Source organism: Burkholderia sp. SRS-25 (assembly GCF_004343765.1).
GTDB lineage: Bacteria > Pseudomonadota > Gammaproteobacteria > Burkholderiales > Burkholderiaceae > Burkholderia > Burkholderia contaminans.
Window position 1 is genome coordinate 194,291 of the sequence record NZ_PTXM01000017.1, and the last position, 13,719, is coordinate 208,009.

15 protein-coding genes are annotated in these 13,719 nt (G+C 65.3%); 9 read left to right on the forward strand and 6 right to left on the reverse strand.

Annotated features, from left to right (window positions below; all coding sequences use genetic code 11):
• The first annotated feature begins 36 nt into the window (after positions 1 to 36).
• The 3 genes from C5O79_RS24115 to C5O79_RS24125 all read left to right on the forward strand — a co-directional run bounded on the left by C5O79_RS24115 (position 37) and on the right by C5O79_RS24125 (position 2,605).
• Complete coding sequence (locus tag C5O79_RS24115; protein ID WP_046547908.1) at positions 37 to 657, forward strand: TetR/AcrR family transcriptional regulator; 621 nt, start codon at positions 37 to 39, stop codon at positions 655 to 657.
• 117 nt (positions 658 to 774) lie between these two features.
• Positions 775 to 1,650, forward strand: a complete 876-nt coding sequence (locus tag C5O79_RS24120) for a hypothetical protein (protein WP_122475916.1) — start codon at positions 775 to 777, stop codon at positions 1,648 to 1,650.
• 37 nt (positions 1,651 to 1,687) lie between these two features.
• Positions 1,688 to 2,605: an alpha/beta fold hydrolase gene (locus C5O79_RS24125; RefSeq protein ID WP_236862328.1), complete on the forward strand. Its 918-nt coding sequence runs from the start codon at positions 1,688 to 1,690 to the stop codon at positions 2,603 to 2,605.
• 189 nt (positions 2,606 to 2,794) lie between these two features.
• Here the strand turns inward: C5O79_RS24125 and C5O79_RS24130 are convergent, their stop codons facing one another.
• Positions 2,795 to 3,214, reverse strand: a complete 420-nt coding sequence (locus tag C5O79_RS24130) for an NUDIX hydrolase (RefSeq protein ID WP_047849922.1) — start codon at positions 3,212 to 3,214, stop codon at positions 2,795 to 2,797.
• 233 nt (positions 3,215 to 3,447) lie between these two features.
• Between C5O79_RS24130 and C5O79_RS24135 the strand changes: the two genes are divergently transcribed.
• The gene (locus C5O79_RS24135; protein ID WP_047849923.1) at positions 3,448 to 3,813 is read left to right on the forward strand and encodes a hypothetical protein; all 366 of its coding nucleotides are present in this window, start codon (positions 3,448 to 3,450) and stop codon (positions 3,811 to 3,813) included.
• A 210-nt stretch (positions 3,814 to 4,023) separates the two neighbouring features.
• Here the strand turns inward: C5O79_RS24135 and C5O79_RS24140 are convergent, their stop codons facing one another.
• Both C5O79_RS24140 and C5O79_RS24145 read right to left on the reverse strand, forming a co-directional pair.
• Positions 4,024 to 4,740 carry an EthD domain-containing protein gene (locus tag C5O79_RS24140; protein WP_047849924.1) on the reverse strand — a complete coding sequence of 239 codons (717 nt, stop codon included), beginning with the start codon at positions 4,738 to 4,740 and terminating at the stop codon, positions 4,024 to 4,026.
• 51 nt (positions 4,741 to 4,791) lie between these two features.
• The gene (locus C5O79_RS24145; RefSeq protein ID WP_047849925.1) at positions 4,792 to 5,304 is read right to left on the reverse strand and encodes a nuclear transport factor 2 family protein; all 513 of its coding nucleotides are present in this window, start codon (positions 5,302 to 5,304) and stop codon (positions 4,792 to 4,794) included.
• A 212-nt stretch (positions 5,305 to 5,516) separates the two neighbouring features.
• Between C5O79_RS24145 and C5O79_RS24150 the strand changes: the two genes are divergently transcribed.
• The 5 genes from C5O79_RS24150 (at position 5,517) to C5O79_RS24175 (ending at position 10,982) form a co-directional block, all read left to right on the forward strand.
• Complete coding sequence (locus tag C5O79_RS24150; protein ID WP_039367660.1) at positions 5,517 to 6,017, forward strand: nuclear transport factor 2 family protein; 501 nt, start codon at positions 5,517 to 5,519, stop codon at positions 6,015 to 6,017.
• A gap of 55 nt (positions 6,018 to 6,072) precedes the next feature.
• The gene (locus C5O79_RS24155; RefSeq protein ID WP_047849926.1) at positions 6,073 to 6,939 is read left to right on the forward strand and encodes an SDR family NAD(P)-dependent oxidoreductase; all 867 of its coding nucleotides are present in this window, start codon (positions 6,073 to 6,075) and stop codon (positions 6,937 to 6,939) included.
• A 9-nt stretch (positions 6,940 to 6,948) separates the two neighbouring features.
• On the forward strand, positions 6,949 to 7,704 hold the full coding sequence (locus tag C5O79_RS24160; RefSeq protein WP_046547901.1) for an SDR family oxidoreductase: 756 nt from the start codon (positions 6,949 to 6,951) through the stop codon (positions 7,702 to 7,704).
• A gap of 111 nt (positions 7,705 to 7,815) precedes the next feature.
• Positions 7,816 to 8,592, forward strand: a complete 777-nt coding sequence (locus C5O79_RS24165) for a glucose 1-dehydrogenase (protein ID WP_122475910.1) — start codon at positions 7,816 to 7,818, stop codon at positions 8,590 to 8,592.
• Between the two features lie 524 nt (positions 8,593 to 9,116).
• Entirely contained in the window at positions 9,117 to 10,982 is a 1,866-nt protein-coding gene (locus C5O79_RS24175) for a phosphoenolpyruvate carboxykinase (GTP) (RefSeq protein WP_122475907.1), read from the forward strand.
• A gap of 97 nt (positions 10,983 to 11,079) precedes the next feature.
• Here the strand turns inward: C5O79_RS24175 and C5O79_RS24180 are convergent, their stop codons facing one another.
• The 3 genes from C5O79_RS24180 to C5O79_RS24190 form a co-directional block, all read right to left on the reverse strand.
• Positions 11,080 to 11,988, reverse strand: coding sequence for an NAD-dependent epimerase/dehydratase family protein (locus C5O79_RS24180; protein ID WP_046547898.1), 909 nt, complete (start codon positions 11,986 to 11,988; stop codon positions 11,080 to 11,082).
• Positions 11,989 to 12,057: 69 nt separating this feature from the next.
• The gene (locus C5O79_RS24185) at positions 12,058 to 12,891 is read right to left on the reverse strand and encodes an SDR family NAD(P)-dependent oxidoreductase (protein ID WP_205746233.1); all 834 of its coding nucleotides are present in this window, start codon (positions 12,889 to 12,891) and stop codon (positions 12,058 to 12,060) included.
• 40 nt (positions 12,892 to 12,931) lie between these two features.
• Positions 12,932 to 13,690: an SDR family oxidoreductase gene (locus tag C5O79_RS24190; protein WP_122475904.1), complete on the reverse strand. Its 759-nt coding sequence runs from the start codon at positions 13,688 to 13,690 to the stop codon at positions 12,932 to 12,934.
• Between the last annotated feature and the right edge of the window lie 29 nt (positions 13,691 to 13,719).

Sequence of the window (13,719 nt, forward strand, 5' to 3'; positions counted from 1 at the left end):
CCGGGGCATTCGCTCACAGGGCAGCAGGAGGAATTCTTGAAGAGGGCGGCTCTCGATAACGGACGCGTCTTGACCGAGCGCGGCAAGCACGCTGTGAACAAGATTATGGCCGGTGCCATCGAGATCTTCGTCGACGAAGGCTACGGTGGGCTGACCATGAGGAAGGTCGCGGCAAAGGCGGGATTGGCGCTGTCGAACCTGCAGCACTACTTTCCCACGCGCGAGGACATCTTCGAGGCCATCCTGACCGTGACGAGGGAGGCGTATGCCAACACGTACGACAGCGTGCGTGCGGACACGTCGCTGACACCGGAGGGCCGTCTGGAGAAAGTGGTCCGACTGTTGCTCGAAGACGGAAAGCAACCGAGGACCCAAAGCCTGTTCGTGAACTTCTGGGCGCTGGCTCAGACGCAAGAGTTCGCGCGGAAGATGCTCGAAGAGGGGTATGAATTTCAACGCGGCGTGATCGCCGGCCTCATCGAAGCCGTGAACCCGGCGCTGCCACAAGCGGTACGCATCCGGCGCGCGGCGCTTGTTACGGCACAGATCGAGGGGCTCATCGTGCTGATACCGCAAAGGAATCGGTTTCCGTCGGATATCAAGGGAATCGAGGACGATGCGGTGATGGCTATTCTGGCGTTGGCCAAGGCGCCTTGAGCCGAATGGTTGCGACGGTGCGGTGCTATTCGGGCAGATCCCCGAGCACGAACGTCGGCCGGACGGGGCTTGCTCGTAACTGACCGAAAAAGTGGATCTACAAGACGTACAGGGGCAATGGTGACCAGCATGCAGGAAAGGCACGAAGAGGATTCATCGTCGGGGTGGCGACACTCAGGCGCCCGACAAGGCAAGAAGCGCCCCTTATACGCGCAGGCGGGCCTGGCGCTCATGCTGGCGCTTGCCGCACATTGCACGCTCGCCGCGAGCGACGTGACCGACAACGATCAGCAGCAAGCGGCGCTACGTACCTTGATGGGCAACGATCCGGCGCCGGCGGATAGTGTCAAGGGTGTCGCGTTGTCGCCTTGGGCGCACGGGCAGTCTGCGTCGGGGCCGCTATGGGTCGTGTCCGCTTTGGTCCAGCGCTCGACCGAGAACGTCGATGCGGAGTTGTGGACGGGTGTCCTGACCCGCGACGGGCAAGGGTTCCGCCTGCTCGCCAGTGATCGAAGCGAGCGCGTCGATACGTCACCGATGTTGTGGAATGTATTCCTGACCATGGACGTGATTCCCTACCGTATCAGTGCGCAGGAAACCGCCTTTGGCGTTCGCTTCAACAATAACTACACATCGACCGCGCATAGCGATTCGATCGAGATCCTGAGCCTGTATCGCTATGCCGATGCGCGCGTGACGCCCATCTTCACTGCGGTTACCGACTGGTCGACCTATGACAGGGACGCGGCAGCGGAATGTGTCGCTGAGAAGACGGGAAAAGGCGGGGATCCGGGCGACGCACGACAGGAAGCATGCGACGCGGAAAACACGACGGAGGTTCATTACGTGCTGTCGTTCAGCCCTCACATGACCAACGGCCACTACGACCTCCTCGTGCGACCAAAGGGCAAGGCCGCATCGGGCAAGCCCGCGCGATTTACCTGGAATGAGCGGACATATCAGCCGCGGCGCTTCGCCGGCGACTGGCGCTGAAAATCGATTGTTTGTGGCCCATCTCCGAGGAAGTCATTTGCACACCACGCAGACGGAAATCGAAGCGCCGGGCCCTGCCGGTCCGTTGAAGGGCACGCTCTTGTCCCCGGACACCGGCGATATGCCGGTGGTGCTGATCGTGCCGGGCTCGGGCGCGACCGACAGAAATGGCAACGCGCCGAGCTGGCTTCAGGCGTCGACGTACCGGTTGCTCGCGGAAGGATTGTGCGAAGAAGGTATCGCGTCGGTTCGAATCGACAAGCGCGGCATGTATGGCAGCGCGTCGGCGATACCGGATGCTAATGATGTCGTGATCGACGACTACGCGGCGGACGTCCATTCGTGGGTAGCCGCCATCCGCGCGCGCGCAGGTGCTTCCAGCGTATGGGTGTTGGGGCACAGCGAGGGCGGTTTGGTGGCGTTGCTGGCGGCGCGGCAATCGGCCGACATTGCCGGCCTGATCCTGGTTGCCGCGGCGGGGCGTCCGCTCGGGCCCGTATTGAGGCAGCAACTGCAATCGAACCCTGCCAATGTGCCGATCCTGGAAAATGCGATGTCGATCCTCGATTCCCTGGAAGCCGGGGATCGGGTAGACGCAGCCAGCATCGATCCAGTACTCATGCCGGCGTTCAGGCCGCAAGTCCAGCGCTTCCTGATGAGCGAATTGACCATCGACCCGGCAGCGCTGCTGGCCGATTACATGAAACCCGTGCTCATCGTGCAGGGCGCGCGGGATATCCAGGTTGCCGTGCAGGATGCCGAACTGTTACAGCGAGCAAATCCGCAGGCCGAAATGGCGGTGATCGCCGACGCCAATCACGTTCTCAAGGCCGTCCGCACGGCGGATCTGCAAGAAAACCTCGCTGCTTATTCGAACCCGGATCTGCCACTGGCGGACGGTGTCGTGGAGGCTATTTCAGCGTTCGTGCACGCATCGTCATTGAATCGGGCCTAGTCTCGGCCGAAGCTGGTTCGTCTTTCGTGGCGGCTTGTGCCACGGCGAGTAAGCGCTGGATGACGTCGAGCGTCTGCCGTCCGCAAGCGGGCGGGACCGCATCGACTGGCCCGGGCCGAACGCATTGAGCGGGAGTCGGCGGCAGGGGACATTCGACGGGCAAACGAAATCGCCGGAAAGCGTGCCGCGTCAGCGACTCAGATAATCTGTTACGCGCGCCTGCAGGTGCGGGATTGCGTCGGTGAGCCGCAGATACGCATCGACATCCATCAGTGTCCATTCCTGGCCTTCGTTGCCGAAACGGATCGCGGCGATTTCCGCTCCGCTCAACCAACTGGCGAAGAACCAGTGTGGCAGGCGATCCGGTCGACTCGACGGATAGACCCGCGACCAACTGATCCGGCTGCCTGGTATCGTCACTCCGAATTCCTCATGGAGTTCACGCAGCACGCAAGCTTCGGGCGTCTCGTTCCCCTCCCGGCCTCCGCCCGGCAGGTCCCACAGACCGGGAAACGGTATGTCGGGTTTGTCGTCGCGTCGATAGACGAGGATTTCCCGGTCCTTGAAGAGTGCGATTTTCGAACCACTGAAGGGGGCGAGCGATTCCATGCATGATCCATATCGTGGAAGCGGTGTTGTCATTGTAGATTCTCGGCATCCACGCGTACGCTCGATTTAATATAAGCATCCGTCTGGTACGACAACGATGACAGAGCGCGCTACGGCTGTTACCGCTCGTCAGCTTGAAACCATCCAGCGATGAACCCGCCTGTTATGAAGACTCTTTCTATAAAAAGCGGCCAATGGGTGTCGATCGGTGGACGGCAACGGAAAAATAAACCATGACAAACCTGATTCGATTCCGCGTTCGACCGGTATTTCACGGCAGCGATCTTCTGGTCGAGGTACTCGACGACCATCGCACGGCGGATTTTCCAGACGTCGCGGCGATCCTGCAAGACGCGCTGCATTCAGTCCAGGTTCCGCATCCGGATGGCCTTGATGAACCCGAGGTCGCCTTGTCTCAGGACCGTTACTTCAGCTACTGGACGTATGCCCGCGGCAACTACGAAATAGACGACGATATCTGGGGATTGTTCGTCACGGCGACGCTCGACAACGCGCGCGTCGTCGCGGACGTCGAAAACGCACTCCTGTCGACGGGAAAGTTCGTCAAGGAAGACGTGGATTTCCGCAGGTTCGAGTGAGTTGACGAGGGCCGGGAAAGCTCGTGTAACCACGACGAACGGGGCTCCCCGTGGCCAGCAGGGACCGTTCCAGGTCGATCAACGCCAACTGCGGAAATTCGCAAAGCAGCAAAAAGCAAGCCGGTCATGCGCACAAGCGCTCCACCGGCCCGCAACTTAAAACCGCAATCAATCCAGACGTAGGCGACCGCACCATGCGATCCCCCGACCTCACCCCCGCACAGCCTTCACCACATACTGGCTCGTCGGCACCACATCGATCTTGTCGAAATCGATGAAGCGCCCGCAGCTGTCCATCATCTCCGCCACGTTCCGCTGAAACTTCTCGTCGTCGCCGACCGCATCGAAGAACGCATGCGGATCGATCATCGCCGCGGCGGGGAAGCATTCCTCGACGATCGCGTCGTACCCGGGCGCCGCATGCGTGAGCGCGCGCACGACGACGTTCTGCACGTACAGGAAATTGTCCTGCGTATCGATCGCGACGCGCGTGTGATGTCCGTGCCACACGTCTAGCCACGCTTCGTGCGTCAGCCGCGGCGGCCGCTTTAAAAATGCGAGTTGCGAAAATCCGGTAGTGCGCTCACCTGGCCGCGCCGGAAAGCGCGTATTCGGAATCGGCTGCGACTCGGTGACGAGATACGCCGCCATGTGCGGGACCACGGCGCGCACCGCGTCGTCGAACGGCTGACGGAACATCGCATTCGCGCTGTCGACCCATACCGCGACGATCCCGTCGATGCCCGGGTGCGTGTTGGTCTGCTTCAGGCCGGCGGCCGGCGCGACATCCGCATCGGCGACGTTTACCTGCACGCCGTGCGCACCGAGCGACAGCAGCTTGTCGGCGAGCTGCGCGCGCACCGTGCGGCTCCACTGATCGGGCGCGGCCTGCGTATCGCGCCACAACACATACATGATTTTCTCCATTGCTCCGGCTCCAGAGGGGAATGACAGGATCGGCGGCATTGCCGCCGGGATTCAGGAAGCGGCTTCAGTCGATCCGGACATCTGACGCGCATTCGGCGCGAACCGGTTCGCGGTCAGCGTGAACGACGGCGGGATCGGCGACGTGACGGTTTCGAACAGCCGCTCGTGGCGCGTCGCATGAATGCGCCACACGCCATCGCGTTTCACGTACTGGTCGTCGTAGAACGCGGTGCCGTGCAGCAGGTAGTTATCCTCAAGATTGATCGCGTGATCCTCGAGAAACCACACGCCGCACGCGTGATCGGCCGAGACCAGCGTGAGCTCGGGGTGATGGCCGTGATGCATCGTCAGGAAGGTCGGCTTGCCGATCAGCGCGCGCAGGCTCGACACGAACGCGTCGCGGCCATCGTACGCATAGCGGCCGCCATACAGCCGCGCTTCGCAGTCTTCGGCCAGGCAATCCGCGAGCAGCGCCCAGTCGTGCGTGTCGACCGCGCGGAAATACCGGTACTTCAACTGTCTGATCTGCTCGTACTCATGGAGCGTGCGGGTCGTGTCGTCCATCGCCGGGTCTCGTGGTGGTGTCGTTCGATGGTAGGAACGAAGGCACCCGCAACACATCGTCTGTTCGGACGAACGCGCCGCACGCATGCGGCCCGTGCCGCCGGGTCGAATCGCCGGTTTCATCCGAACGGGTGATGGCCGACGCATCGCGCGGCGGTAACGTGGCATCGACGCGGCGTTCGAACCGCGCCGGCCCCGAACAAGGAGACAGGATGACCCTCATCGAATCGCTGGAAGCGCGCGTGCGCCGGCTCGAGGACGCCGACGCAATCCGCCGGCTGAAGGCGCGCTACTTCACATGCTGCGACCGCAAGGATCCGGAAGGGATGCGCGACTGCTTCGCGCCCGGCCCCGTGCATATCGACTACGGCCGGATCGGCACATTCGACACGCGCGACGCGCTCGTCGACGTCTTCGCGCAACTCGGCTGCCATCCGCACATCGTCGAGATGCACCACGGCGTGAATCCCGAGATCGACGTGCTCGATGCTACACATGCGCGCGGCACGTGGGGCCTGCACTACCAGATGATCGACACGAACGCGCGCACTCTCACGCAGCTCGGCGCTTACTACGACGACGCATACCGGAAGGTCGACGGCGAATGGAAGATCGCGGGCACGCGCTGCGTCGTCACGTCGACGCTGTCTGCCCGCTACGAAGGCGATGCGCCGGGTGTGCTGTTCGCCGGCGTGCAACCGCCGGCCGCCTGACGCAAGCGAACGCCATCCACGTGGCGCCCAGCACATTCCACAGGAGACATCGAACATGACACAGAACCACGAGGCGCCGGTCGCCGTCGTGACGGGCGCCTCGCGCGGCGCGGGCAAGGGCATCGCGCGCGCGCTCGGCGCGGCCGGCATGACCGTCTATGTGACGGGCCGTTCGCAGAACGAAGGCGATGCGCCGCTGCCCGGCACGATCCACGAGACCGCGCGCGAGATCGATGCGCTTGGCGGCCGCGGGATCGCGGTGGCCTGCGATCACGCGGACGACACACAGGTGAAGGCGCTGTTCGAGCGTGTCGAACGCGAAAGCGGGCGGCTCGACATTCTCGTGAACAACGCAACCTGCCTGCACGATCAGCTGATCCTGCCGGGCCCGTTCTGGGAGAAGTCGCTCGATCTCGTCAACATCCTCGATGTCGGGCTGCGCTCGGCCTATGTCGCGAGCTGGCACGCGGCGCGACTGATGGCGCAGCGCCGCAGCGGGCTGATCGCGTTTACGTCGTCGTTCGGGGCGAGCTGCTATATGCACGGCGCGGCGTACGGCGCGCAGAAGTCCGGCGTCGACAAGTTCGCGAAGGACATGGCCGTCGATCTGAAGCCGTTCGACGTCGCGGCCGTGTCGATCTGGATGGGCCCGCTGCGCACGGAGCGCACGACGCGCGTGTGGGAAGAACACCCGGATCTGTACAAGGAATTCTCGCTCGTCGCGGAAAGTCCCGAGTTCACCGGCCGCGTGATTCACGCGATTCATGGCGATCCGCAGCGCATGGCGCTGTCGGGGCAGGTGCTCGTCGGCGCGGAAGCCGCGCTGCGGTACGGCATCGCCGATCTCGACGGCAAGCAGCCGCCGTCGTACCGTGAACTGCTGGGTGGGCCTGTCCAGGCGCATCCGGCGATCGTCGCCTGAGGAGCACGCATGGGCATCCTGACAGGCAAGGTCGCGCTCGTGACGGGCGCGGGGCAGGGCGTCGGCCAGGGCGTCGCGCAGGCGCTCGCGGCGGAAGGGGCGCACGTCGCGGTGGTCGGCCGCACCCTCGACAAACTGCTCGCGACCTGCGAGGCGATCCGCGCGCGCAGCGGCGTGGCCGAGCCGTTCGTGTGCGACGTGATGGACGCGACGCAGATCGAGCAATGCGTCGACAACGTCGTCGCGCGGTTCGGTGGCGTGCAGATCCTGATCAACAACGCGCAGGTCGTGCCGCTCGGCCGCCTGCTCGACGTCACCGACGCGAGTTTCCTGGCGGGGCTCGAATCGGGGCCGATCGCGACGCTGCGCATGATGCGCGCATGCCATCCGCATCTGAAGGGTGATGGCGTGATCGTCAATTTCGCGTCGTCCGCCGCGGTGCGCTGGGATGCATCCGGCTACGGCGCGTATGCGGCGACCAAGGAGGCGATTCGTGCGCTGACGCGCGCGGCCGCGTGCGAATGGGGCGTGGACGGCATCCGCGTGAATGCGGTCGCGCCGCATGCGTTGTCACCGGGCCTGAAAGGCTGGGTCGACGCAAATCCGCAGGAAGCCGCCGCGTTCTTTCGCACGATTCCGCTCGGCCGCGTCGGCGACTGCGAGCAGGACATCGGTCGCGCGATCGTGTTCCTGGCGAGCCGCGACGCGGCCTACCTGACGGGCGCGACGCTGCCGCTCGACGGCGGCCAGGCTTACTGGGGCTGAAGGCGGGATCGAAGGTGCGCGGCACTGGGGCCGCGCGCGAATCATGGAACGGCAAACCTGCGCAGGGGCGTAGCGCGGCAGCCGGCAAACCGGAATCGAAGAGAGGGCGACATGGGTCGACTGGAAGGAAAGGTAGCGATCGTCACGGGCGGTGCGCGTGGGATGGGCGCGGCGACGTGCCGGCTGTTCGTCGCGGAAGGTGCGCGCGTCGTGATCGGCGACGTGCTCGACGTGGAAGGTGAAGCGCTCGCGCGCGAACTCGGCGACGCGGCGCGCTTCATGCGGCTCGACGTCGCCGACGAAGCGAGCTGGGTGCGCGCGACCGAAGCGACGATGGAGCAGTTCGGCCGGATCGACGTACTGGTCAACAACGCGGCCGTGCTGACGTTCGGCGGGATCACGGAGTTGTCGAAACGCGATTTCGAGCGTGCGGTGTCGATCAACCTCGTCGGGACGTTCGTCGGCATCCGGACCATCGCGCCGCACATGATCGCGCAGAAGAGCGGGGCGATCGTCAACATCTCGTCGGTCGACGGGCTGCGCGGCGTGAACGCGCTGGCCGCGTATGTGTCGAGCAAGTGGGGCGTGCGCGGGCTGACGAAGGTTGCGGCGCTCGAACTCGGCCATCAGGGCGTACGCGTGAATTCGATCCATCCGGGCGGCGTGAACACCGCGATGTCGAACCCGACCGGCGCGCCGCTCGAGGAAATCAACCAGCACTACGCGAACGTGCCGCAGCAACGCGTCGGCCTGCCTGACGAAATCGCGCGCGCGACGCTGTTCCTCGCGAGCGACGAAGCGTCGTACTGCAATGGCGCCGAGCTGGCCGTCGACGGCGGGATGGCAGCGGGCGCGTATTACCCCGGATTGCCCGGCGCGCCGTTTTGAGCAGGGGTGCTTGCGACACGCTCACGTCAGATGTTTGTGTACGCAACCTAATTCAGGGTTTGCCTGAGTAGCGAAAACGTGAATTCGACCGGCCCGCGCTCGTGCGGGCCGCGCGCGAGAGCGGGGCGGCAAATTTTCCGCTTCCGCGAAACCCTTGCCGGACGGCCGTCCTGGCCGTTTCGTCCCCAAAGCGCGCGCAATGGCGCTGTAAAAAGAACGCGCAGGCAACCGGCGTGCCGGCTCGCCGACATAGTTGTTTCTTGTTGCAACGCAACGTTTGCCGAATAACGGCGATGGTATGCTGGCCGTCATGGAGTTGTACGGCAGGTTGCTTGTATGGCGAAACTCGCGTTCGCACTTACTAAAGAGACGTCACCTTCTCTCGCTCGCATCGCGGCATCGACACGCGCTCCGCTCGCGTGTCCCGTCCTGCGCGCCGCCGCACCCTGCGCTCCAATCGCATACCCCATCTCGCGGGCTCGCTCCGCATCCCCCATCCTCGCCCAATAATCTGGAGACACCTCATGTCGCACAACAATCTGGCCGAAGTAACACACGGCCCGCTGATCGCTCCGCCGGCATTCGTCAAACATCGCAAGCTGATCGACTGGGTGTCGCGCATCGCGGCGCTCACGGAGCCCGAGCGCGTCGTGTGGTGTGACGGTTCGCAGGAAGAATACGACGCGCTGTGCCAGGCGATGGTCGACCAGGGCACGCTCAAGCGCCTGAACCCGGCGAAGCGCCCGAATTCGTATCTCGCGCAATCCGATCCGTCGGACGTTGCGCGCGTCGAGGATCGCACGTTCATCTGCGCGGCCTCGCGCGACGACGTCGGCCCGACCAACAACTGGATCGAGCCCGCCGAAATGCGCGAAACGCTCAACGGCCTGTTCCGCGGCTCGATGCGTGGCCGCACGCTGTACGTCGTGCCGTTTTCGATGGGCCCGCTCGGCTCGCCGATCGCGCACGTCGGCGTCGAACTGTCCGACAGCCCGTACGTCGTCGTGAACATGCGGATCATGACGCGCATGGGCCGCGAGGTGTACGACGTGCTCGGCGAGGACGGCGAGTTCGTGCCGTGCGTGCACAGCGTCGGCCATCCGCTCGAAGCCGCCCAGCAGGACGTGCCGTGGCCGTGCAACCCGGTCAAGTACATCGTGCATTTCCCCGAAACGCGCGAAATCTGGAGTTTCGGCTCGGGCTACGGTGGCAACGCGCTGCTCGGCAAGAAGTGTTTCGCGCTGCGTATCGCGTCGACGATGGGCCGCGACCAGGGCTGGCTCGCCGAACACATGCTGATCCTCGGCGTGACGTCACCGGCCGGCAGGAAATATCACGTCGCGGCTGCATTCCCGTCCGCGTGCGGCAAGACCAACTTCGCGATGCTGATTCCGCCGCAGGGCTTCAAAGGCTGGAAGGTCACGACGATCGGCGACGACATCGCATGGCTGAAGCCGGGCCGCGATGGCCGACTGTATGCGATCAACCCGGAAGCCGGTTTCTTCGGCGTCGCACCGGGCACCGGCGTGAAGACCAACCCGAACGCGATCTCGACGCTCACCGAAAACGTGATCTTCACGAACGTCGCGCTGACGGAAGACGGCGACGTGTGGTGGGAAGGGCTGACCGACACGCCGCCCGCGAAGCTGACCGACTGGCAGGGCAACCCGTGGACGCCGGAAATCGGCAAGGAAACGGGCCGCAAGGCCGCACATCCGAATTCGCGCTTCACGGCGCCGGCCGCGCAGTGCCCGTCGATCGACGGTGACTGGGAGAATCCGGCCGGCGTGCCGATCGATGCATTCATCTTCGGCGGCCGTCGTTCGACGACCGTGCCGCTCGTGACCGAGGCGCGCGACTGGGTCGAAGGCGTGTACATGGCCGCGACGATGGGCTCGGAAACCACCGCTGCGGCGGTCGGCCAGCAGGGCATCGTGCGCCGCGATCCGTTCGCGATGCTGCCGTTCTGCGGCTACAACGTCAGCGATTATTTCGCGCACTGGCTGAAACTCGGCAAGCAGCTCGAAGGCGCGGGCGCGAAGCTGCCGAAGATCTACTGCGTGAACTGGTTCCGCAAGGACGCGAACGGCAAGTTCGTGTGGCCGGGCTTCGGCGAGAACATGCGCGTGCTGAAGTGGATGCTCGATCGTCTCGAAGGCACGGGCGGTGGCGGCGAGCATGCGTTCGGCGTGTCGCCCGCGTATGAGGACCTGCACTGGGACGGGCTCGATTTCACGCGCGAGCAGTTCGATGCGGTGACGGCGATGAACGCCGATGAATGGCGCGAGGAACTGAAGCTGCACGCGGTGCTGTTCGATACGCTGAAGCTGCGCCTGCCGCCCGAAATGACCGACACGATGAAGAAGATCGAGCAGCGCATCGGCGCCTGACGGTCCGCATCGACACGTCGTACCCGACGTCCCGCCGCCGGCATGCATCGCCGGCGGCGGGACGTTTTTGCATCGGCGCGACACACGCGCCGTTCGCTTACTGCGCGCGGCAATGCGCGACGACTTCGTCCACCGCGCGCTGCACGTCGCCGCGCCGGTAGCGCAGCAGCGCGCTGTCGGCCGGATCGGGCTCATAGGACACGACGTTGCCGCGCCCCGTGTAGATCGCCATGTCGGGCAGCAGCGGATGCTCCTGGTCGAGCGACGGCACGTCCTGCGGATTGCCGGCCGCGCGGAAGAAGGCCGCGAAGTAATCGGCGAAGCTGAGGTTCTCGTCGCCGACGAGGTAGGCCTTGCCCGCTTCCCCGCGCTGCAGTGCCCCCCAGATCGCTTCCGACAGCGATTGCGTCGAGATGAAGTTGCTGCCGCCGGCCGGCCCGAACACGGGCAGCCCCGCGAACTGGCCCTGCGCATAGTTGGTGTAAGCCGCGAACATCTCGTTGCGCAGCCCCGGCACCGATCCGACGACGAACGGCGCGTTGACGCTGCACACGGCGAACGACGGCGTCGCGAGCGCACGCACGCGTTCGTCGGCGAGATGGCGCGAGCGCACGTACGGCACCGTGTCGACGAGCGCCGGCGCGACCTGCGGATAGAAGCTGCCGACCAGCACCGCGCGCTTCACGCCCGCGTCGCGCGCAAGCGCGAAGAAGCGCGGCACCGCGTCGACGTTCGCGCGTTCCCAGTGCGCGGCTTCGTCGGTGCCGGGCGGCAGGTGGCGGATGTCGTTGCCCGCTGCGAATACGACCGCGTCGAACGGCGCGAGATCGTCGCGCGTGAAGTTGCCGGCCACGTAGTCGCGCAGCAGCACGTCGAACCGGGCGAGTGCGCTGCCGGGCGCGGGCGGTTTGCGCGCGGCGAGCGTGACGTGGTTGCCCTGCGCGTGCAGGTGCAGCGCGGCATGGCCGCCGATGAGGCCGGTGCCGCCGACGATCAGGATCTTCATGGAGTCTCCGGTAGCGGCGCAATCGCGCCGCGTGAAAGGAACAGGCGAGGAACAGACGAGCAGTGCCGCTCAGAAGTTGAAGCCGTTACCCGTGACGACGGGCAGGTTGGTCCAGAAGCCGTTCGGGTCGCGATACCAGCCGGCCGCCGCGAGCGCGCCGCCGTCGACATGCAGCGTCGTGCCGGTGATCCACGCGGCGAGCGGGCTCGCAAGGAACAGCGCGGCGCCCGCGATATCGCCGGCCGCGCCGAAGCGCCCGAGCGGGATCCAGCGCGGGATGTGCCCGTGATGCTCGGCCGCGACCATCGCGCTGACGGGCACCTGCGGCGTCTCGGTGGTTTCGGGGGCGATCTGGTTCACGCGAATGCCGGCCGGCCCGAGTTCGACGGAAAGGCTCTTCGTGAAGCCGGTCAACGCGGCCTTGAACGACGCGTACACGGTGCAGTTCGGAATCGCGCGGAAGCCTTCGATCGACGACACGCCGACGATGCTGCTGCCCGCGCCGCGCTTGCGCAGCAACGGCAGCATCGCGCGCGTGACGATGAACACCTGGCGCAGGTTCACGTCGAACAGCCGTGCGATATCGTCGTCGGTGCAGTCGTCGAACGGTTTCGCGATCTGCAGGAAATCGCCCACATTGTTGACGAGCACGTCGAGGCCGCCGAAGCGTGCGTCGACGGTTCGCGCGAATGCGTCGACCTCGTCGCGGCGCGTGACGTCCACGGTGCCGACGAGCGCATCGACGCCCGCCGCTTCGAGTGCGTGGCGCACGTCCTGCGCGCGGGCCGGATCGATCTCGGCCACGGCGACGCGCGCTCCGGCCGCGCCGAACGCTTGCGCGCACGCACGGCCGATGCCCGCGCCGCCGCCGGTGACCAGCACGGTCTTGCCGGTGAATGAAATCATCGATGGACTCCTTTGAACGGGAAAGCAGTGAGGTGCGTCACAGCGACGACACCAGTTGCGCGTTGTCGATCCGCAGCTCCGCACCGTTCACGAAGCGCGATTCGTCGGACGCGAGGAACAGCACGAGATTCGCGACGTCCTGCGGGTCGCACATGCGCGCCATCGGATCGCTGCCGATGCCGAGCGCGGCCGGATCGAGATCGGGCATCAGCGCCTGCGTCATCGGCGTCCAGATGCCGTCCGGATGGATCGAGTTGCAGCGGATCCGGTAGCCGCTGCGCTTGCAATGCACGGCGACGCTGCGCGCGAGCGCCGTCACCGCGCCTTTCGACCCGGTATACGCGCACATCATCGGCAGCCCGCCGAGCGCGGCGACCGACGACATCATCACGATCGAGCCCGGCGTGTCGTTGCCCTTCATCGCGCCGATTGCGTACTTGCAGCCGAGGAAGTAGCCGTCGGCATTGGTGCGCATCACGCGCCGCCACGTGTCGAGGCTCGTGTCCTCGATCGAGCCGACCGGGCAGATCGCCGCGTTGTTGACGAGCACGTCGAGACGGCCGAAGCGCTCGATCGTCGATGCGATCGCGTGCTGCCAACCGGCTTCGTCGGCGATGTCGTGACGGACGAACAGTGCCGCGTCGCCGATCTCGCGGGCGAGCGCACGACCCGCGTCCTCGTCGATGTCGGTCAGCACGACACGTGCGCCTTCGGCGGCGAGCAGCAGCGCATCCGCGCGGCCGACGCCGCTTGCCGCGCCGGTGACCAGCGCGACCTTGTTTGCGACTCGATTCATGGTCGGTCGGATTCCCTTGACGTTGAAAG